The following is a 19,400-nucleotide window of genomic DNA, read 5'->3' as shown; positions in this document are numbered from 1 at the left end:
TAACGCGCTCTTAAGCTGCGCGCGTGCCAATGCATTCCACGGCCTGTTGCAATGGCTCGGGTAGATGTTCGATCCGCCGGATTCGTGACCGCGAATCGGCTTACCGGGCAGGGGCTTTCACATGGGTGAATTGGTAGCAGTGCCGGAGGCGATCCGTCGCTACGGGGACTCGGCGGCCGCGATGGCCACCGAGACACTGACTGCGGGTACCGCGAACCAGGCGGTGGCCATCGCCGCGGCCGTGCCGATCTTCGGCCTGATCGGCCAGGATTTCCTCGCGACCTACGCGGTGGCGCAGGCGAATCACCTGGGCTCGGTGGTCGAGTTGGCGACCGTGCACGCCGGAACCGCGGTGACCGCGCACGAGAGCGCGGCCACCTACTCGGCGGCCGATGAGGACAATGCCGACGTGCTCGGCGGGATCGGTCGCGCGTGATGGATGCGGGTCTGGACCCGTCGATCGTCGATCTGTTGCGCCGCAGCGCCATGGGGTCGATCGTGGACCGGCCGGTCGACGATGTACTGCGGGAGATGGGGTTGCCGGGCGTGCCGCAGTTGCCGCCGGTACCGCCGCTGCCGCAACTACCGCCGCTGCCGGTCCTGGACCTGCACACATTGACCAAGCCGATCACCGACCTGGCCAGCAGTTTCGGCACCGGCAACCTCGGCGCCGGTCCGGGGCCGGATCCGACGCAGGTGCTCTCCCAGGTGTCGACCGTGCTGCAGACCGTGGTCCAGCTGGGCTCCACCGCGATGCAGCTGGCGATGACGGCCTGGCAGGGCGCGGGCGCGCTGTCCGCGGCGAGCAAGTCCACCCGAGCTGCCGCCGACGGGACCGCGGTCTCGGGGCAGGGCGCGCAGATGTCGCTGGGCACCACGGCCGCGGCCGGCAGCGTATTCACGGGAAATGCCCTGATGACGGGCATCACCTCCCACTACCTGACCACTCTCGCGGCGGCGGCCCCGTTCATCGTGACCCCGCCGGGGCAGGTGTTCGTGCTGGCGATGTCGGCGCAGACGCTGGCGGAGGCGCTCGGTGTGGTCACCAAGACCCGGGTCGAACTCGGCGCACACAGCGCGAAGATGGCACAGAGCGGGCAGAAGGTGAAGATCACCAATGTGCCGCACGGAGTCTCGAAGCTCTCCGCGAGCAAGATCGCGATGCCGAAGGGTTCGGTGACGCCGGTGGCCCGTACCACCCCCGCGCTCAGTGGCGACGCCACCTCGGGCCTGTCGCTCGCGACCACTGCCTCGGGTGGCACCGAATCCAGCAGTGGTGCCGTGCAATACATTTCGCAGGCATTGCAGATGGTGCAGTCGCTGTCGGCGGTGGGCGGGATCGGAGCGCGGGCCGCGACCTCACTCACCGGCCACACGGCCGAGCCGATCGCCACCTCCGCTCCGGCCGGTGGTGCTCCCGCGGCCGCTCCGGGTGGCGGTGGCGCCGGCGGTCCCGGCGCCCCGGCGGCCGGAGTTCCCGAGATGTCGTCGCCATTACAGGCCGCACGGACTCCGTCGATCATGACCGAAGCGGTCGCGTCGGCGAGCGCCGAGAGCGCGGTCGCCTCCTCCGGCACCGCCAACCCGGGCATGATGCCGATGACCCCGGGGGCCGGCGCGGCCGGAATGGCGCGCGCGGCTTCGGATTCCAGCACGACCGACGCGGTGCGCGGCCAGCTCGTCAACGCCGCACACGGAAACGACGTCGTGGGCGATATCGCCGGAGTTTCCCTCCCCGTCGTCGGCGCCGCGGACGCGGTCACCACCACACCGGACACCGAACCGCCGGACAAGGCCCTCACCCTCTAGGAGTTCGTGATGGAATTCGATCCTGTAGTCGCGGCACGCACCGCCGCCGATCTCGATGCGCTCGCCGACCGTCTGGAGGCGGGGCTGCAAGCGGACGCCCCGGCGCTGACGATCGATGCCCCCGGCGTCGACGAGGTGTCCCGTCGTGCGGCCGCCACCCTGACCGAAGTGGGCGTGTCGTTCGACTCGTCGGGCGGTCTGGGCGTGCGGGAGCTGCGCAAACTGGCCGCGACCCTGCGGGCGCAGGCACGCGGGCTGACGCGGATGGATGCCGAGAACGCCGCCGACCTCGGCGCCTCGGCCTGATCGGGCGCGACGATATGGTCGAACCGCCGAGTGACGGATTCACCGGTGTGGTCTGGGAGGCCAGGCCGACCGAACGGCTGGCCCGCGAACTGACCACCGGTCCGGGCTCGGTGCCGATGGCCGAGGCCGCCGCGGCGTGGGGCCGGCTGGCGGTGAATTTCGGCGCCGCCGTAGCGGATTACGACCGGATCGTGTCCGAGATCCGGGGACACTGGCAGTCCGAGCACAGTGACGACGTCGTGGAACGCATTGCGCGGATGCGGGATTGGCTGTCCGATGCCGCGACCGCCGCCGGGCGCAATGCCATCCACGCGAGCGAGCAGGCCGCCGCCTACGAGGTCGCCCGGCTGGCGATGCCGCACGTCGACGAGATCGCGGCGCTGGAACAGGCCGTGCACGCCGTGCAAGCGGTGGGTGCCGCCCTGGGCGCACCGATCGTCGGTGTCGCCGCCGATATCAGCGCCGACCAGGACGTCGCCAAATCCGGCGCGGCCCGGGTGATGCGGACCTACGAGGCCGCCACCGAACCCCTGGCGGTGCCGTGGCAGCAGGTCGCGCCACCGGCACTGGCCACCGCCGACGCGCTGGCGGGTGAGCGGGCCGCGGCGGCCGCCGAATCGGCCACCTCGATGCCGGTCGCGCCCGCTGTGCCCGCCATGCCGATTCCGGCGGCCTTCACGATGCCGCGCGCGCTCACCGGCGCCCGGATGCAGACGGTCGCCCGGGTGGCGCAGGCCTCCGAGTTCACCGCGGTGCCTTCCTCGACGGCCGCAAGCGGAGTGGCGGCGAACCAGGCGGTGCCCGCGGCGGCGGGACCGGCCGGCGCCGCCGCGCAGAGCGAGGAGGAGCACACGGCTCGCGCGGCCGCGACGGATGGGCCCGCCGTCGGTGAATTCGAGATCGCCGCCGGATTGGCCGCGGTACCACCGGTTCTCGGCGGTGTCGAGGCCCTCGCCCCCGCGCCCGGAACCGGCGATCCGGCGTAAGGAGAGCGCATGGCGACCCTGACCAACGACGCCGTCCTGGCCGTCTCCGAACTGCTCGGTGTCCAGACACTGCCGCTGGTGCTCGAGGTCGGTCCGCGACAGGATTCGATCGACACCTTCACCACAGCGCGGGCCGACGCCCTGCGTGGATTGCGCGGTGCGGGGCTCGTGGACGGCTATGACGATGTCGAGCCGGATCTCGGTGCGGCGCTGTCGATCCTGGCCCAGCCCGAGTGCGAGCTGGCGGCGCGGATCGTCACCGCATCCGGGGTGCGGCGGGTCTGCGTGGCGCGGCGCGGCGCAAGGCACGCGGCCGCTGTCCGGATCGGTGACGACATCGAGGTCCGGACGATCTGGGCCGATGAGAACGGTGCCGCTCTGGCCCGGCCGATCCTGGACGCGCTCGGTCCCGCGCAACCGGCGGATATCGCGAGTTTCAGTTCCACCGCCGAGGAGTTGTCCGCGCGGATCGACGCGGCCGCGCGGTCGACGGAGTTCGCCGAGGCGCTGCACGGCCTCGAGGTGGAGGAGCGGGCGGCGATCGAGTTCGGGATGGCGATGTCGCAGTGCCACGCCCACGCCGAGATCGTCGCCTACGCGCACGCCGACGGCAGAACCACCAGATCTTCCGGTGCCGTGGCGGTGTACGACACCGCCCGGGGCCGGATCGCGGCCATCCCGGGTGCCGCACCGGACCTGCGGGTCTGGTCCACCTTCACGCCGGGATCCGATCATCGTGTCGCACAGGCGATTACGGCACTGATCGGAACCTTGCCCGGGGGAAGGTGGATGCCCTAGCGCGCTATGCGTCCGGCGGCTGCACGGCGAAGAACGTGACTCCGTGACAGTGATCGCTTGTACGACGAGACCACTCATATGACCGACCATCGGTATCAGTTCGAAACACAGAGAGGGGCATCCGATGTCCGAAACGGCAAGAGTCAGTAATGATGCACAGTCCACCAGTACCGCGCAGACCGATATGGGCAACTCGGTCGATCAGATCCGCGCCACCATCTCCCGCGTGACCGAGGCGGTCGACTCGGCCAAGCGCGGCTGGCAGGGTTCCGCGTTCGACGCGTGCAACAAGGCCGCCGGCGACTGGGACGAAGAGGCCGCCCGGCTGAACAAGATCCTGGACGAGCTGACCGCGGAAGTCGGCCACGGTAACAAGACCTACACCGGTCTGGAGAACGAGAACGAGAACGAGTTCCGCACTCTCGTCTCGCAGACCGGCGGCATGACCAACCTGGGCTCCTGAGGTCGGCCCACCACCACATCCACGAAAGGCGTTGACATGCTTTACGAAAGGCAAGTTCTGCAGGAGCTCTCCGACCTGCTGGACGGTTTCCACAAGGATCTGCGGTCCGAGGCGGAGAACCTGCAGACCTGCGCGGGCAAGCTCGCCCAGTCCTGGGAGGGCAACGCCGGTCTCGAGGCGTTCCAGAACTCGAAGAAGAAGTGGGACCAGGAGTTCGGCGACATCAACGACGAGAACGGCCCCGACACCACGATGGGCAAGATCGCCCGCCTGTCCAAGGCAGTCCAGCAGGCGATGAACAACGCGTCGGCGGCCGACAAGGTCGTCTCACAGGGATTCGGCGGCTGATCCGCCACTCCCGCAACACGAACGGGCCCGTCCGCTGTCCCAGATCGGACGGGCCCGTTCGCTGTCCGCCGGGCACGACTCAGGCCGGAACGCCCGGATGTGCGCCCACGTACCGCAATTCCTCCGGTGTCGCCACCATGTACACGCTGGTCTCCCCGGACTCGGTGCGCACGGTGACGAGGTTGGCGGTCCCCGGGTCCTCGATCAGGGTGACGTCGGGTTCGAATCCGTCTGTCGCGGGACCGTTCTGGCGCAGCACCATCACCGTGGCGTCGGAGTGGTGCCCGCTCGGTGCGATGCCGTCGAAGACGACCAGGGTCGCGAGCCGATACGAACCGGATTGCTGTGAGCCGGCGGACCAGGTGGCCAGGGTCAGTGCCTGTGGCATGTCGACGTAGCCGACCATCGGGCGCCATTCGTCGTGCCGGTTCGTGTGCACGACGACGTTCGCGCCCAGCGCGATGGCGCGCAGGATGACCTGTTTGGCGACCAGCGGGGAGCCGATGATCTCCACCCGGCGCACATGCCCGCTCACCAGGGGAAGTGCCACGCCCTGTCCGGAACTGTCCGCGCCGATCAGCTGTCCGCATCCGGCGATCGGCATCGGCACCTCGTCGAGTGCGTCCGGCGGCCCGAGATAGCTGTCCAGTGGCAGCGCCGGAACCCCGGTACCCAGGGGGAGACTGAAAAGCAGTGCGCGCCGCTGTTTTCCGGGCAGTGGGCGCAGACCGGCCGCGCGGACGCGGCACGGGGTGTCGCGGGTCGCGAAGCGGGCGGTGGCGGTCACCGCGATCGCGCCGGTATCGCTGCCGGAGTCAGGTATGCGCTGCAGCCGGACGGTGATCGTCGAGGTCACTGTCGGCGTCGACCACACCGCGGCGATGCCGCGTGATCCCAGTGCCTCCGGCGTCATGCGATAGGTGGTGTGGTGAAAGCCGTTGTGCGTCACGCTGTCCGTGGTCTCGACGAACTCCTCCGGTGCGGCGCCCAGGGTGAGCTGAGCGACGGCCTGGTTCATCTCGGTCGACGAGAGCGCGACGGCCGAGAGGCCGTGTGCGGCCAATCGGTTCGCCACGCGCCGGGTCGCCACGACGGCCGAGCGCAGGGTGCCTTCCGCACCACCTCCGCGCCGGTCCACCGCCGTGGCATTGGCGAGCGGATCCAGCCGCAGCACGACCCATACCGTCCGATGCGCCACGGCCGGAAGCGGTCCCAGGATGCTCTCGTAGGACCGGGCCACCGCGCCCGTACCGGCGCTGCGTGAACCCGTGCTGATCACATCGATGGCGGCCAGCCGGATGTCGAACTGATCGAGGCAGCGCGCGATCTCCGCGAGCGGCAGCATGTCGTCGCCGAGCAGGCCGCTGGGACTCAACCGGGTCACCGTCCGCGGTTGTGCGTCGATACGCAACATGGTGATCAGCCGATCGCCGTCCCATCGCATTCCATAACTTCCGCCCTCGGGCAGTGGAACATTGAACGGCGAATGTTGAACGGAGGAGGAACGATGACGAAACAATTGCCAACGAAATGTGATTCCGCGAGCCAGAGATTGCGCGAGAGACGTGCCGCGAATCGGAGTGAGAAGGACTACCGCCACCACAGTTCCGGCCACCATCGGAACCCACCACAGTGGTGTGAAAACCCTTGCCGCGAAGGCGCTCACGGCGGCCGTGACCAGCGCAGGAAGCGTCAGGTGCAGAGGAAAGAAGCGAAAGAGCCAATATTCCGTGGAACGTAATTTCGGTGCGCTTCGCGAATTTTCGGAGAGGTCTGATCCAGCGTTTTCGGGCGCTGTTGCTGTTTCTCCGCGCGCGGTGGAGTTCATGCGCACATAATGGACCGAACTCACGGCGCTTCGCTAGTCTGTCGAGGCGCGGCCGTACGCGGTTCGTGCGGTCGAACGAGGGCTATCGGAATTTCGGAGGCGGTTGTGCCGGCACAGTTGACCACCCGTGCCCAAGTCAACGGATACCGGTTCCTGCTGAAGCGCTACGAGCACGCGCTGGTGCGCCAGGACATCCGGATGCTGCACGACCCCATGCGTACGCAGTTCCGCTCCCTGATCATCGGCGCGGTGCTGGGGTTGCTCGGCGTGGCGGGTGCGGCCATCCTGGGGTTCCTGCATCCGCAGGGGTCCGTCGGCGACTCGAAGATCGTGATGGGCAAGGACTCCGGCGCGCTGTACGTCCTCGTGGACGGGACGCTGCATCCGGCGCTGAATCTGGCCTCGGCGCGCCTGATCACCGGCGCCGCCTCATCACCGTCGTCGGTCAAGGACAGTAAGCTCACCGAGCCACGCGGCCCACTGCTCGGGATCCCGGGGGCACCGGGTGCGCTGCCCGGATCGGGTGATCCCAAGCGCTCCACCTGGACGATGTGTGACGATCTGCTACCGCCCTCGACGGGACGGGCGGGGGCCGTCACGGGTCCGCTCACGACCGTCATCGCCGGCTCGCTGGACAACCCGCCGGGCGGTACCCACGCGGTGCCGGTACGTGCGGATCAGGCCGTGCTGGCCACCCACGGCGGCAAGACCTTTCTGATCTACGACGGCAAGCGCGCCGAGATCGACCCGAACGATTCGGTGCTGATCCGTTCGCTCGGACTGCGCGACCAGCGCCCGCGTCCGATCGGCGGCGCATTGCTCGATGCCACCGAACCCGTACCGGCGCTGGCTGTTCCGGAGATCGACCGGCACGGCACACCCGGACCCGGCGCGTTGGCCGATGTCCCGATCGGCGGTGTGATCCGCGTACACGGGGTGGATGCCGATGAGCTGTATGTCGTCCTCGCCGACGGGGTACAGCGGGTGACACCGTTCGCCGCGGGTGTCATCCGGGATGCGAATTCCCAAGGGATGAACGATATTACGACCGTGCCGCCGGATCGTATCGTCGGGGTTCCGGTGCTGCACCGGCTGCCGATCGACGATTTCCCGCAGCAGGTTCCGGTGGTGCTGGCCCCCGACGTCGATCCGGTGGTCTGTCTGTCGTGGACCCGCGCCGAGGACGATGCCCGTGCGACGGTGGGTGTGCTCGCGGGCCGCGCGCTCCCGCTGCCCTCGGACGCGGCGCCGGTCGTCCCGGCGACGGCGGACGGTAACGGCGACCGGATCGACGGCGTGTATCTGCGTCCCGGTACCGGTGAATTCGTGCGATCGGTCGGCGCGGAACCGGGGGCGGTGAGCAACGGGGCGCTGTTCTTCGTGGGTGACAACGGGATTCGGTACGGCATACCGGATGCCGATACCGCGAAGGTGCTGGGTCTGCCGAAGCTCGCGAAGCCGGCGCCCAAGCCGATCGTGGCGGCGCTGTCGGCGGGGCCGTCACTGTCGCGGCAGGACGCCCTCATGAGCCACGACAGCCTGCCGCAGTGTCCCGACTCCGGTGCCGGCGCCACGGCCTGCGCCCGGCCGATCCCGCCGCCGGGGAAGAACTGAGACGAGAAACCCGGCCGCCCCCGAGCGGCCGGTTTCACGTGCTGTGGCGTTTCGTGCTGTGGCTCAGCGCAATCCGCCGAGCACGCCGTCGAGGGCCTTGGCCATGTCGGCGCCCTCGATCCGCATCAGCACCGTCTCGTCGACCGCCGACAGATCGATGGACTCGTCTGTGGCCAGCCGGAATTCGCGCTCCTCCTCGGCGGCCTCGATCACATTGCGGATGAACCGGCCGTTACCGGCCAGGTCGACCGCGCGTCGCTGCTCCCCGCTCTGGTCCACCACGTCGCGCGCGTAGAGCTCACCGCACGCGGCGGCCAACAGGCCCAGCGCGTCCTCGGCGACCTCCGAATCCCGTTTGCTGGCAATGAACTGACCGATCCGGCTCAGCTCCTCGGGGGTGTAGGAGTCGAACTTGACCCGCTTGGCGAAGCGGGATGCCAGACCGTCGTTGGAGGCGAGGAAACGGTCGATCTCGCCGTCGTATCCGGCGATGATCACGATCAGCCGGTCGCGGTCGTTCTCCATCCGTGCCAGCAGCGTGTCCACGGCCTCGCGGCCGAAGGCGTCACCGCCGGACAGGCCGGCCTGAATGAGCGTGTACGCCTCGTCGACGAACAGCACACCGTCCATTGCGGAATCTATCAATTTATTTGTTTTTATCGCGGTGCTTCCCAAATGTTCACCGACGAAATCCGAACGCTTCACCTCTACCAGTCGATCGGTTTTCAACAAACCCAACCCGCAGTAAATTTTTGCCACCACGCGGGCAATCGTCGTCTTACCGGTTCCTGGCGGGCCGGTGAACGCGAGGTGTTGTCCGCGTGGCGCGCTGGACATTCCTTTCTCGGCCCGGATCTTCGCCAATTGTGCGGTGGCCTGGAGTTTGGCGACCTGAGTTTTCACCGCGGTCAGTCCGATCTGCTCGTCCAGCTCCGCGCGGGCCACCTCGAGCAGGCGCTTGGCCCGGTCGCCCCGCTCGGAGTCCTCGACCTGCTCGGCGGTGGGCGCGGAGGCCGGATCCCAGCGGTCGGTGCGCGCGTCGATGAGCTCCTTGCTGGTGACCGTCAGCCGGTACTTGCGATCCCGCATGGCCTGCGTATTCGACTCGAAGTCCGGCGCCTCGGAGAACACCTTCTCGAACAGCGCCTGCGCCTCGTCCTCACGGCCCATCTCCCGCAGGCACAGTCCACGGCAGAACCGGGCCGTGGTCGCCGCGGCCGGGATCGGGCCGTTCTCGGCGGCCTCCATCCGGCGGATGGCCTCGCCGAACAGCCCCAGCTGGGCGCAGGCGGTGCCGACCATGACGTGCGCGCCCGCGGCGAGGAACGGGTCCGCCCACTCCGCGGAACCGGCCAGTACCGTCATCACATCCGGCCAGCGCTGCGTGGTGTAGTGCAGCAGACCGCGAACGTACTGGCAGATCCGGTCGTCGAGGTCCTGATCCGGCTGTGACAGCAGCCCCGCGCGATGCCGGGCCAGCTCGGACAGCACCTGCTCGGCCTCGTCGTGGTCGCCCGCGGCGATCAGCTGTGTGGCCTGCGCCAGCCAGATCTCGGTGTATCCGGCCAGCGGATAGTCGATGTACTGGCCCACGACGAAGCGCCCGGCCAGCTGCCGCGGCCCCAGACCGAGGCGGCGCTGCTCGCGGAACAGGGTGGAGTCGCTGGTCCGGTAGAGGTTGAACACCACCTCGGAGGTGACCTCCCCGGCCGCGGCCCGGCCCAGCCAGGCGTCGCACATACCCGGATCCCACTCGGTGGCGCGCTGGAACGCGAGCTTCGCATATTCGAGATCGGGCGTGGATTCCTGGCCGTCGATAGCGATACCCAATGACAAAACACCGGCATCGAAGGCGCGTTGTGCTTGGCGGTTGCCGGTCATACGGACAGTCCCCTAAACGCGTGAATGTGCTAATTCTCGCTCAGCATACCGGCTGCCGTAACGGCCGATCTCGGATAAGTTTGAATGGTCGCAAGACAGCGACGAAAATCGTAGGGAGTTCTGTAATCCGTGACCGAGTCGTCGAGCAGCGGCGTGGGGGCCGTTGACCCGGAATTGTGCCGAGTGTCGGTGATCGGCGGAAATACTCAACTCGATGTGGGCCTGCCCGCGACCGTGCCGGTCGCGGCGTACATCACCGACCTGGTCGAGCTGATCGATTCCCGCAACCCCGACCTGACCGAACATGACGAGGGCGCGCCCGTGCGCGCCCAGCACTGGACGCTGGCCCGCATCGGTCGCGATCCGATCCCGCCGCACCAGTCCCTCACCGACGCAGAGGTTTTCGACGGTGATTTGCTGGTGATGCGCTCGGTGACCGCCAAGGAAGCGCCCGCGCTGTTCGACGATGTGATCGACGCGGTCTCGCGACTCACGGCCGAGTCCGGAACCGGCTGGTCGCCCGCGGCGGCACGGCGAATGGGCCTGGGTGCCGGGCTGATCGCTGTGATCATCGCGGTGGCGGTTCTGTTGACCGGCAAGGGAACCGGCGTACTGAACGGCTTCATCGCACTCGGCGCGGGTCTGCTCGCCGCTGGTGCCACGGTGATCGTCGCGCGCCGCTATCCCGCCGAACGGGTGACGGCGATCGTGTTGTCGCTGTACGCGATCGCGCTGCTGGGATCGAGTGCGGGACTGCTCACACCCGGCTGGGTGGGGTCGCCACATCTACTGTTCTCCGCGGTGGCGGCGCTGGTGGTGGCGCTGGCGCTGTACTCGGCGACCCGGGCGGGGGCGCTGGTGGTCGCCGCGGTGGTCACCGGTGCCGCCATCGTCGCGGTGGCCGCCGCGGTACGGATGGTGTGGGACTTCGACATTCCGAAGATCGCCGTCGGTGCGCTGATCGTCGGCCTGGTACTGATCACGATGGCTCCGCGGGCCGCCGTCGCGGCCGCGCGACTGCCGGTGCCGCCGGTCCCGACCGCGGGCGGTGCCATCGACCCCACCGACCACGAACCGCGCCCCACCATCGCCGATATCGGTGTCATCGGCGCGACCGCGCTGCCCTCGGCGGCGGGACTCGAGCGCCGGGCCCGTGCCGCCAACCAGTACCAGTCCGGAATTCTCGTCGGCGCCACCCTCGCCGCGGGATTCGGTGCGGTACTGGGCGCCGATCCGCTGGGGGACGCGTCCTGGCCGGGATTGGCGCTGGCCGCGATCACCGCGGTGGTGCTGTGCCTGCGCGGCCGCGCGTACGCCGATCTCACCCAGGCGTCGACGATGATCGCCGGCGGCACCGTGGTGGCACTGGCGGTGACGGCCGCGGCGGCTGTCGCCCAGCAGGATTGGCGGTCCGTGGGGGCGGGGCTGCTGCTGGTCGTGGCCGCCGCGGTACTCGCCTTCGGCGTGCTCGGTCCCCGTGCGGATGTCTCCCCGGTTGCGCGGCGCGCCATCGAGATCGTCGAATATCTGCTGATCATCGCGATCGTGCCGCTGTCGCTGTGGCTGATGGACGTCTACTCGGCCGCGCGGAACATCTGATCGGGCGATGACTGTGGTGCGCAACGGAACAGCGGCTCGCGGGCTGCGGGTGATCGCGGCCGGTGCGGTACTCGGCACGGCGGTACTCGGTGCGGGCCCGGCGGTGATGTTCGGGTCGGGTCCCGCCGCGGCGATCGCCCCGCCCGCGATCGACGACGGTGCGCTCGGACAGGCACAGGCCGTCAACGCGAAGAACGGGCCGCCGGACGAGACCGAGAAGCGCGCGATCTGCGCGGAGCCGTACCTCAGCGGTTCGATCCCGCGGGATACGCCGCTGCCGCAACGGATTCTCGATCTGGACCGGGCCTGGAAGTTCAGCCGTGGTGCCGGTCAGCGGGTCGCCGTCATCGACACCGGGGTCAATCGCCATCCCCGGCTGCCGGATCTGCTGCCCGGCGGTGATTTCGTCACCGCCGGTGACGGCACCGAGGACTGCGATGGGCACGGCACCCTGGTCGCCGGATTGATCGCCGCCCACCCCGGTGCGTCGGACGCCTTTTCCGGCGTGGCTCCGGACGCGCAGATCCTCGCCATCCGCCAGCTGAGCCTGCAGTACGAGGCGAAGAACCGCCGCGGCGACGACACCGGCAAGGTCGCCGCCGGTGGATACGGTGACGTGCTCACCATGGCAGCGGCCGTGGTGCGCGCGGTCGACATGGGCGCCACGGTCATCAACATCTCCGAAGTCTCCTGCAGCACAGCCGGTTCCGGTACCGCGGACGCGGCGCTGGGGGCCGCGGTCGAGTATGCGGCCGATCGCAACGTCGTCGTGGTCGCGGCGGCCGGCAATCTCGACCAGGCGGCCTGCTCGACCCAGAACGAAACCAGCGGCTGGAACGGGGTGGCCACCGTCATCAGCCCGGCCTGGTTCTCCCCGTATGTCCTGTCGGTCGCCTCGACCGATCCCGACGGTGGTACCTCACCGTTCTCGATCCACGGCCCGTGGGTGGGCGTCGCCGCGCCCGGACGCAACATCATCTCCCTCGACAGCACACCGGGCGGGACGGGTCTGGTCGACACCGAACACGGTGACGAGGGCCCACTGACCATCGACGGCACCAGCTTCTCGGCCGCTTTCGTCTCCGGACTGGCGGCCCTGGTACGCAGCAGATTTCCCGATCTGACCGCGGCGCAGGTGATCGATCGGATCGAGCGGACCGCACACAATCCCGGCGCCGGCCGCGATGATCGGGTCGGCTTCGGCCTGATCGATCCGCTGGCCGCGCTCACCGCGCAACTACCGCCGGCGACGGGGCAGACCGCCGCGGTCCCGCGGGCCATCGCACCGCCGGCAGTCGATCGCGGACCCGATCCGGTGCCGCGCCGGGTGGCGGTGATCGGTTCGGTCGCCCTGCTCGCGCTGCTCGTCATCGGATGGGCGGCCGCGCTGCCGTACCGCCGCGCGCGGCCCGATCGGGGCGGCGGTGATGCGGCCGACGGCTTCCTGGGCGAGGCGGGAATCGCCTCACCGGAACAGATTTCGACATCTTCGGGCCCTGCCGGGACCGACTCGCCTGGAGAGGTGTAGGTCTATGTCCACCGACGGTTTCGTGCGCCGACCGCGTATCGCCCCGCCGCGCGCACCGGGTGGCGAGGTCGCCCTGACCGCCCCGCCGGAGATTCCGCGCCCGGTGCCACCCGCACTGCTGATGCGCCTCATGCCCGTGGTGATGGTGGTCGCGGTCGTGGGCATGATCGCGATGATGGTGATGATGGGGCGCAATCTGCTCGCCAACCCCTTCATGCTGATGTTCCCGATGATGATGCTGATGTCGATGGTCGGCATGATGGCGGGTATGCGCGGCAGCGGCGGCCCCAAGCGCGCCGCCGAGCTGAACGAGGAACGCAAGGACTACTTCCGCTACCTCGATCAGGTTCGTCGCGATGTGCGCAAAACCGGTGGGTCGCAGATGCAGTCGCTGATCTGGAGTCATCCCGAACCCTCGGATCTGCGCGCGGTGGCCGGTACCCGCCGGATGTGGGAACGCCGCCCCAACGATCCCGATTTCGGTCACGTGCGGGTGGGCATCGGCAGTCACCGGCTCGCCACCAAACTGGCCCGGCCGGAAACCGGCCCGCTCGAGGATCTGGAGCCGGTGTCGACCGTGGCGTTGCGCCGTTTCGTGCGCACCCATTCGGTGGTGCACGGCCTGCCCACGGCGCTGTCGCTGCGGGCGTTCCCGGCGATCAACTTCGAGGGCCGGCCGGCCGAGACCCGCATGCTGGTGCGCGCCATGCTGATGGAGTACGTGACCTTCCACGGACCCGACCACGCCGCGGTCGCGATCATCTGCGCTGATCCGGACACCGAGGCCTGGTCATGGGCGAAATGGTTACCGCACCTGCAACATCCGAGCGATCGGGACGGGATGGGCGCGGCCCGGATGATGTATCGGTCGCTGGCCGAACTGGAGACCACGATGTCGGGCGAACTGCTCGAGCGCGGCCGGTTCATGCGCAACGCACAGCCCACCGCCGGCCGGATCCACCTGCTGGTGATCATCGACGACGGATTCGTCAGCGGCACCGAGCGCATCGTCAGCGAGGCCGGCCTGGATTCGGTGACCGTCCTCGACCTGACCGCACCGCAGGCCGGTCTCGCGGTGCGGCGCGGACTGCAACTGGTGGTGGCCGACGGCACGGTGGCCGCGAAATCGGCTGCGGGCGTGGAACAGTTCGCCACCTCCGACGGGGTGACGATCGCCGAGGCGCAGACGCTGGCCCGAGCGCTGGCCCGGTATCGGGTCGCCACGGCCGCCCAGATCGTGAGCCTCGGTGACGAGTCCCGCGCGGTCCCCGGCCTGATGGAACTGCTGAAGATTCCCGATGCCGCCCAGATCGACGCCGGGACCGTGTGGCGGCACCGCAACGATCGCGAGCGGCTGCGGGTGCCCATCGGCATCACTCCCGACGGCACGCCGGTCGAGATCGACATCAAGGAGTCCGCCGAGAACGGTATGGGTCCGCACGGATTGTGTATCGGCGCGACGGGTTCGGGTAAGTCGGAGTTCCTGCGCACGCTGGTGCTGTCGATGGTGACGACGCACTCACCCGATCAGCTGAACATGGTGCTGGTCGACTTCAAAGGTGGTGCCACCTTCCTCGGGCTGGAGTCGCTGGCGCACGTCGCCGCGGTGATCACCAACCTGGAGGAGGAGATCGCGCTGGTCGACCGCATGAAGGACGCGCTCTCGGGGGAGATGACCCGGCGCCAGGAACTGCTGCGCTCGTCCGGCAACTTCGCCAATGTCACCGAATACGAGCGGGCCCGCGCCGCGGGTGCGCCCCTGGATCCGCTGCCCGCGCTGTTCATCATCGTCGACGAGTTCTCCGAACTCCTCTCGCAGAAGCCGGATTTCGCGGATCTGTTCGTCATGATCGGCCGTCTGGGCCGGTCACTGCGCGTGCACCTGCTGCTGGCGTCCCAGCGCCTCGAGGAGAACAAGCTGCGCGGTCTGGACTCGCACCTGTCCTACCGCATCGGTCTGCGCACATTCTCCGCCAACGAATCTCGCGCGGTCCTCGGCATCACCGATGCCTACCACCTGCCCAGCGTGCCGGGGTCGGGCTACCTCAAGAGCGACGCCGACGATCCGCTGCGGTTCAACGCCTGCTACGTCTCCGGGGCCTACGAATCACCCGGCGTCACCACACCCGGCCGCAGCGGCGGCACCCAGCGCCGGATCGGGCAGGACCCGGTCGTGTTCACCGCCGCCCCGGTCGAGATCCGCACCCCCGCCGCGGCCGATGCCGGCGCCGCGCCGGCGCGCGGACCGGTGGGCCTGCCCGAACTTCCGCCGCCGCCGGGTTCGCCCGAGACGGAACCGGAGTCCTCGCCCGGGATGCCCACCGAGACCGTGCCCAAGACACTGCTCAATGTGGTCGTGGACCGGCTGCGCGGGCACGGCCGCCCCGCCCACGAGGTCTGGCTGCCGCCGCTGGACGAATCGCCGTCGGTGGACATGCTGCTGCCCGATCCGGACTGGCGTTCGCCGGCCAATCGGCACGGCCGGTTGTGGTGGCCGATCGGCGTGATCGACAAGCCCTACGAGCAGCGCCGCGATGTGCTGATCGTGGATCTGTCCGCGGGACAGGGAAATCTGGCCGTGGTCGGTGGCCCGCAGTCGGGTAAGTCCACCACGCTGCGCTCGATCATCATGGCCGCCGCGGCCACCCACACCCCGGAACAGGTGCAGTTCTACTGTCTGGACTTCGGTGGCGGAACGTTGGCCGGTCTGTCCGACATTCCGCACGTGGGATCGGTGGCCGGGCGCATGGACATCGACCGGGTCCGCCGCACCCTCGCGGAGATGCTGACCCTGTTGCATCAGCGCGAGGAGCGCTTCCGCGAACTGGGGATCGAATCGATCCACGAATTCCGGCGCCGCAAAGCCGAACTCGCGACACTGGGTCCGGCCGAGCGGGCGGCGGATCCGTTGTCGCAGGACCTGTTCGGCGATGTCTTCCTGGTCGTCGACGGCTGGGCGACGATCCGATCCGAATTCGATGTCCTGGAGGGCGCGTTCAACGCCCTCGCCGCCCAGGGCCTGTCCTACGGCATCCACCTGATGATCGCGGCCACCCGCTGGGGTGAGGTCCGCGCCGCGATCAAGGACCTCATCGGTACCCGGCTGGAGTTGCGCCTCGGTGATCCCAGTGATTCCGAAATGGATCGCCGCACCGCGGTCATGGTGCCGATGGGCCGGCCCGGGCGCGGTCTGAACCCGGAGAAGTTGCACATGCTGGTCGCACTGCCGCGACTGGATTCCGATTCCGATCCGGCGACCCTGTCCGACGGTATCGCCCTGGCGCGCACTCAGTTCGCCGGACTCTACGGCGATCGGCGTGCACCGGCGGTGCGGATGCTGCCGCTGCGGATACCGCGCGCGGAGGTCCTCGCCGAGGCCGCCCGCCACGGTGTCCAGGCCACCGCCACCCGCGTGGTGGTCGGTCTGGGCGAGAACGAATTGGCCCCGCTGGTACTGGATTTCGCCGCCCAGCCGCATCTGATGGCCTTCGCCGACGTGGAATGTGGCAAGACCACGCTGCTGCGCAACATCGTGCTCGGCATCACCGAGAACTCGAACGCCGAGCAGGCGCGCGTCATCCTGATCGATTACCGGCGCACGATGCTCGGTGTGCTCGAGGGCAAGCAGCTGGCCGGCTATTCGACCTCGGGCCAGACCTCGTTCGATATGATTCGAGAGGTCACCGCCTTTCTGCGGCAACGGATTCCGGGTTCGCACATCACTCCGCAGCAGCTGCGCGATCGCAGCTGGTGGGCCGGGCCGGAGATCTACATCGTGGTCGACGACTACGACATGGTCGCCACCGGTGCGGGCAATCCGCTGGAGCCGCTGCTGGAACTCATTCCGCAGGCCCGCGATATCGGTGTGCACCTGATCGTGGCGCGCCGGTCCGGCGGCGCCTCGCGCGCGCTCTACGACAAGGTGCTCGGCATGATGAAGGATCTCTCGGTGGACGCACTGCTGATGTCGGCGCCCAAGGACGAGGGCAAGCTCATCGGCGACGTGCGCTCGGCCAGACTGGCGCCCGGGCGCGGCACCCTGGTCTCGCGCGCCCGGGACAACGAGATGGTGCAGATCGGCTACCTGCCGCCGGTGTGACCGGCGCCGGGTGCGGCCAGTGCCCACAGCCGGGCGTCGCTGCGCCGTTCGAACAGGGCACCCGACGGCCCGCGGGCCTGCGGCCCGGCGAACCGCACCAGCCGGAAGCCGTTGGCGCGGTAGTACTCGTGCAGACCGGTGTTGGCGGTCCACGCGTCCAGCCGCACCCAATCGCGGGACCGGGCGCGGGCCAGTTCGGCGGCGTGCGCGAGCAGGGCTGGCCCGACGTGGCATCCCGCGAAGCGCACATCGACGATCATGTAGTGCACGATCAGGGCATCGGCGAGTTCACCGTGTGACCACAGCCCCGGATCCGCGTGCTCGTTGACGGTGACGGTTCCGGCGGATTCGCCGCCGACCTCCGCGATCCAGGTCTCCTCGGCCGCGACCGCCCGCGCGACCTCGCGAGCAAACCGTTCGATCGGTAGTCCGCGGCCCTGCCGCGTCCACTGGTCCGAGCCTCGTGCCGCAAGCCAGGCCGTGCGTTGGAGCCGTAATCGGCAGATGGTGCCGAGATCGGCCGAGCGGGCCTGACGGATGCGGATGGTCATGGTGAGCGGGGTACCAGTGAGTTACCGAAGGAATGGGAATTGCCCGGGGGATGCGGTGCTCCCAGGGTCTTGCGGATGAGGTCCGCGCCCTCGTCGTCTCCGAGTTCGTAGGCGAGCCGGTTGCGCGCGGCCAGTGATCGTTGCCGGGTCGCTCGCATGATGCGGTTGCCGCCGGCGCCGATGCGTAGATGATCGAGCAGCATGGTGCCGGTGCCCACGCCCAGCACCTCGGCCTCGTCGGCGCCGGCCGGCCGGGCGACGACGGTATCGCGATGGGCGGTCTCGGGATAGCCGCGCGCCGCCAGTCGCCGCGTGGTGCCCTCCGGAATATCGTGCGGTGAGTCGATTCCGGTGAGCTCGGCGAGATCACGCGGGTAATAGCTGACCTCCCACGACCACGGTTCGTTGTCCAGGTACTGCACCACCGTGCGCGAGACCACCCAGGCATCCCTCGGCACGCCGAGCCAGTGCGCGACGTCGGTGTCCGCGGGTTCCATCCGCGCGCTGAACTGTTTACTCGGCTCGCGCCCGGCCGTCCGCGCGATCTCGGAGAAGATGTCGTGCGCCGACTGTGGCCGATCGCGGCGAACATGGTTGGTCACAACCGATTCCAGCACTTCCTGGCTGCGCACGATGGTTCCCCGCGAAGTCGCTGTGAACAGCAGGTTTTCGGCGACGAGGACTTGAATCGCATTGCGCGTGGTCGTGATCGAGACCTGCATCCGCTCGGCCAGGTCGGAATGGCTCGGCAGACGATCACCGGGTGCGTACGTGCCGTCGCGGATCGCCTCCCGAAGCAGGTCGGCGATGCGTTGGTACCTCGGACCGGCGGCCATCTCGCTCCTCGGTTGTACCTTCAAGACAAAAAAGCTTACCTTGCCGCTGTAAAGGGGGGTGTGACCCTTGACACAAGTATTCAGCGGTTTATTGTAATGAACGTCCTGACCATAGGCTGTACGGCAACGACGGCGAGGCAATGTGGCTGGTTTGGAGACGTCCCCGATGGTGGTCGTGGCATGGCCCGACGCACCTCGAACATCAACGGCGATCGAATTTCTGACGCCGGATCCGTTGCCGAGTGCGGATCTGTTGTTACGAGCGTGCCGGGGGCATCGGGTGATCGGGGGGCCGATCCTGTGGTTCGCTCGCGATCTGGCGGTCCTCTACGAACGCCAGCTCGGACGCGGTGGGTCGGCTCCGGATCCGGAGTCCGCGCTGATCGTCGAGATCCGCAGGCGCCGAATGGAATTGGTGCTGGCGATCGACGACTGGATCGTCCGCACCGTGACACAGCAGCACCGCCCCGGCGCCACCCTGCACACCGAGACCGTCGGCGCGGTCATCGATCGGCTGGCCGAGGCATCGGTATACGCCCATCACGCGCTGGTGACACTCGACGCGAATGACGAGGTGCTGCACGGTGCTTGGCATCATCTGGCCGAATTGACCGACGGCTACGACGATCTCGTGCGCGAGGTCATCGCCGGCCGGCGGCGCCTGCCGAGCTGGTAGCGGTCACTGGATCCGCGACCGGCAGGACCCGGTCGCGGTGCGGCGGAGTCCGATTCGGTGAGCGGTCCGGCGGGCTCC

Annotated in this window: 16 protein-coding genes; 12 read left to right on the top strand and 4 right to left on the bottom strand. The window is 68.8% G+C overall.

Annotated elements, in window-relative coordinates:
* The first annotated feature begins 121 nt into the window (after positions 1 to 121).
* The 7 genes from AB0L57_RS12720 to AB0L57_RS12690 all read left to right on the top strand — a co-directional run bounded on the left by AB0L57_RS12720 (position 122) and on the right by AB0L57_RS12690 (position 4,710).
* On the top strand, positions 122 to 436 hold the full coding sequence (locus AB0L57_RS12720; protein ID WP_364960795.1) for a type VII secretion target: 315 nt from the start codon (positions 122 to 124) through the stop codon (positions 434 to 436).
* Positions 433 to 1,809 carry a hypothetical protein gene (locus AB0L57_RS12715; RefSeq protein ID WP_364960793.1) on the top strand — a complete coding sequence of 459 codons (1,377 nt, stop codon included), beginning with the start codon at positions 433 to 435 and terminating at the stop codon, positions 1,807 to 1,809. Before AB0L57_RS12720 ends, AB0L57_RS12715 begins: the two co-directional genes overlap by 4 nt.
* 9 nt (positions 1,810 to 1,818) lie before the next feature.
* A complete protein-coding gene (locus AB0L57_RS12710; protein ID WP_364960791.1) occupies positions 1,819 to 2,115 on the top strand; it encodes a PE domain-containing protein in 297 nt (98 codons plus the stop codon).
* 14 nt (positions 2,116 to 2,129) lie between these two features.
* Positions 2,130 to 3,101, top strand: coding sequence for a PPE domain-containing protein (locus AB0L57_RS12705; protein ID WP_364960789.1), 972 nt, complete (start codon positions 2,130 to 2,132; stop codon positions 3,099 to 3,101).
* A gap of 9 nt (positions 3,102 to 3,110) precedes the next feature.
* A complete protein-coding gene (locus AB0L57_RS12700) occupies positions 3,111 to 3,899 on the top strand; it encodes an ESX secretion-associated protein EspG (RefSeq protein ID WP_364960787.1) in 789 nt (262 codons plus the stop codon).
* Between the two features lie 124 nt (positions 3,900 to 4,023).
* Complete coding sequence (locus AB0L57_RS12695) at positions 4,024 to 4,362, top strand: WXG100 family type VII secretion target (RefSeq protein WP_364960785.1); 339 nt, start codon at positions 4,024 to 4,026, stop codon at positions 4,360 to 4,362.
* Positions 4,363 to 4,398: 36 nt separating this feature from the next.
* On the top strand, positions 4,399 to 4,710 hold the full coding sequence (locus tag AB0L57_RS12690; RefSeq protein WP_364960783.1) for a hypothetical protein: 312 nt from the start codon (positions 4,399 to 4,401) through the stop codon (positions 4,708 to 4,710).
* A 79-nt stretch (positions 4,711 to 4,789) separates the two neighbouring features.
* Here AB0L57_RS12690 and eccE read toward each other — a convergent pair whose 3' ends face one another.
* Positions 4,790 to 6,538, bottom strand: coding sequence for a type VII secretion protein EccE (gene eccE / locus AB0L57_RS12685; RefSeq protein WP_364960781.1), 1,749 nt, complete (start codon positions 6,536 to 6,538; stop codon positions 4,790 to 4,792).
* 105 nt (positions 6,539 to 6,643) lie between these two features.
* Here eccE and eccB point away from each other — a divergent pair, with 105 nt between their 5' ends.
* Positions 6,644 to 8,152, top strand: coding sequence for a type VII secretion protein EccB (gene eccB, locus AB0L57_RS12680; RefSeq protein ID WP_364960779.1), 1,509 nt, complete (start codon positions 6,644 to 6,646; stop codon positions 8,150 to 8,152).
* A 63-nt stretch (positions 8,153 to 8,215) separates the two neighbouring features.
* Here the strand turns inward: eccB and eccA are convergent, their stop codons facing one another.
* Complete coding sequence (eccA, locus tag AB0L57_RS12675; protein ID WP_364960778.1) at positions 8,216 to 10,033, bottom strand: type VII secretion AAA-ATPase EccA; 1,818 nt, start codon at positions 10,031 to 10,033, stop codon at positions 8,216 to 8,218.
* A gap of 129 nt (positions 10,034 to 10,162) precedes the next feature.
* On the opposite strand from eccA, the gene eccD reads away from it, so the two are divergent.
* Genes eccD through eccCa form a run of 3 tightly spaced genes read left to right on the top strand, consistent with a single transcriptional unit; the run spans position 10,163 to position 17,259 of the window.
* Positions 10,163 to 11,632, top strand: coding sequence for a type VII secretion integral membrane protein EccD (eccD, locus tag AB0L57_RS12670; protein WP_364960776.1), 1,470 nt, complete (start codon positions 10,163 to 10,165; stop codon positions 11,630 to 11,632).
* A gap of 7 nt (positions 11,633 to 11,639) precedes the next feature.
* Positions 11,640 to 13,160: a type VII secretion-associated serine protease mycosin gene (gene mycP, locus AB0L57_RS12665; protein ID WP_364960775.1), complete on the top strand. Its 1,521-nt coding sequence runs from the start codon at positions 11,640 to 11,642 to the stop codon at positions 13,158 to 13,160.
* 4 nt (positions 13,161 to 13,164) lie between these two features.
* Positions 13,165 to 17,259, top strand: a complete 4,095-nt coding sequence (gene eccCa / locus AB0L57_RS12660; protein WP_364960773.1) for a type VII secretion protein EccCa — start codon at positions 13,165 to 13,167, stop codon at positions 17,257 to 17,259.
* On the opposite strand, the gene AB0L57_RS12655 is transcribed toward eccCa, so the two are convergent.
* Complete coding sequence (locus AB0L57_RS12655) at positions 17,241 to 17,810, bottom strand: GNAT family N-acetyltransferase (protein ID WP_364960771.1); 570 nt, start codon at positions 17,808 to 17,810, stop codon at positions 17,241 to 17,243. The genes eccCa and AB0L57_RS12655 overlap by 19 nt on opposite strands.
* On the bottom strand, positions 17,807 to 18,646 hold the full coding sequence (locus AB0L57_RS12650) for a GntR family transcriptional regulator (RefSeq protein ID WP_364960769.1): 840 nt from the start codon (positions 18,644 to 18,646) through the stop codon (positions 17,807 to 17,809). The genes AB0L57_RS12655 and AB0L57_RS12650 overlap by 4 nt, the downstream gene beginning before the upstream one ends.
* 151 nt (positions 18,647 to 18,797) lie before the next feature.
* Between AB0L57_RS12650 and AB0L57_RS12645 the strand changes: the two genes are divergently transcribed.
* Positions 18,798 to 19,322, top strand: a complete 525-nt coding sequence (locus tag AB0L57_RS12645) for a DUF4254 domain-containing protein (RefSeq protein WP_364960768.1) — start codon at positions 18,798 to 18,800, stop codon at positions 19,320 to 19,322.
* Positions 19,323 to 19,400: the final 78 nt, after the last annotated feature.

Origin of the sequence: Nocardia sp. NPDC052254, from assembly GCF_040679495.1 — a bacterium.
In the GTDB taxonomy this organism is placed as follows: Bacteria; Actinomycetota; Actinomycetes; order Mycobacteriales; family Mycobacteriaceae; genus Nocardia.
This window is presented reverse-complemented; position numbering and strand designations above follow the sequence as displayed.

What these genes read in the sequence shown, in the direction of transcription:
- AB0L57_RS12705 (WP_364960789.1), top strand. Translation starts at nt 2,130, where the DNA reads ATGGTCGAACCGCCGAGTGACGGATTCACCGGTGTGGTCTGGGAGGCC.
- AB0L57_RS12720 (WP_364960795.1), top strand. Translation starts at nt 122, where the DNA reads ATGGGTGAATTGGTAGCAGTGCCGGAGGCGATCCGTCGCTACGGGGAC.
- AB0L57_RS12655 (WP_364960771.1), bottom strand. Translation starts at nt 17,810, where the DNA reads ATGACCATCCGCATCCGTCAGGCCCGCTCGGCCGATCTCGGCACCATC.
- eccE (WP_364960781.1), bottom strand. Translation starts at nt 6,538, where the DNA reads ATGAACTCCACCGCGCGCGGAGAAACAGCAACAGCGCCCGAAAACGCT.
- AB0L57_RS12710 (WP_364960791.1), top strand. Translation starts at nt 1,819, where the DNA reads ATGGAATTCGATCCTGTAGTCGCGGCACGCACCGCCGCCGATCTCGAT.
- eccA (WP_364960778.1), bottom strand. Translation starts at nt 10,033, where the DNA reads ATGACCGGCAACCGCCAAGCACAACGCGCCTTCGATGCCGGTGTTTTG.
- AB0L57_RS12700 (WP_364960787.1), top strand. Translation starts at nt 3,111, where the DNA reads ATGGCGACCCTGACCAACGACGCCGTCCTGGCCGTCTCCGAACTGCTC.
- eccCa (WP_364960773.1), top strand. Translation starts at nt 13,165, where the DNA reads ATGTCCACCGACGGTTTCGTGCGCCGACCGCGTATCGCCCCGCCGCGC.
- AB0L57_RS12695 (WP_364960785.1), top strand. Translation starts at nt 4,024, where the DNA reads ATGTCCGAAACGGCAAGAGTCAGTAATGATGCACAGTCCACCAGTACC.
- mycP (WP_364960775.1), top strand. Translation starts at nt 11,640, where the DNA reads ATGACTGTGGTGCGCAACGGAACAGCGGCTCGCGGGCTGCGGGTGATC.
- AB0L57_RS12650 (WP_364960769.1), bottom strand. Translation starts at nt 18,646, where the DNA reads ATGGCCGCCGGTCCGAGGTACCAACGCATCGCCGACCTGCTTCGGGAG.
- AB0L57_RS12690 (WP_364960783.1), top strand. Translation starts at nt 4,399, where the DNA reads ATGCTTTACGAAAGGCAAGTTCTGCAGGAGCTCTCCGACCTGCTGGAC.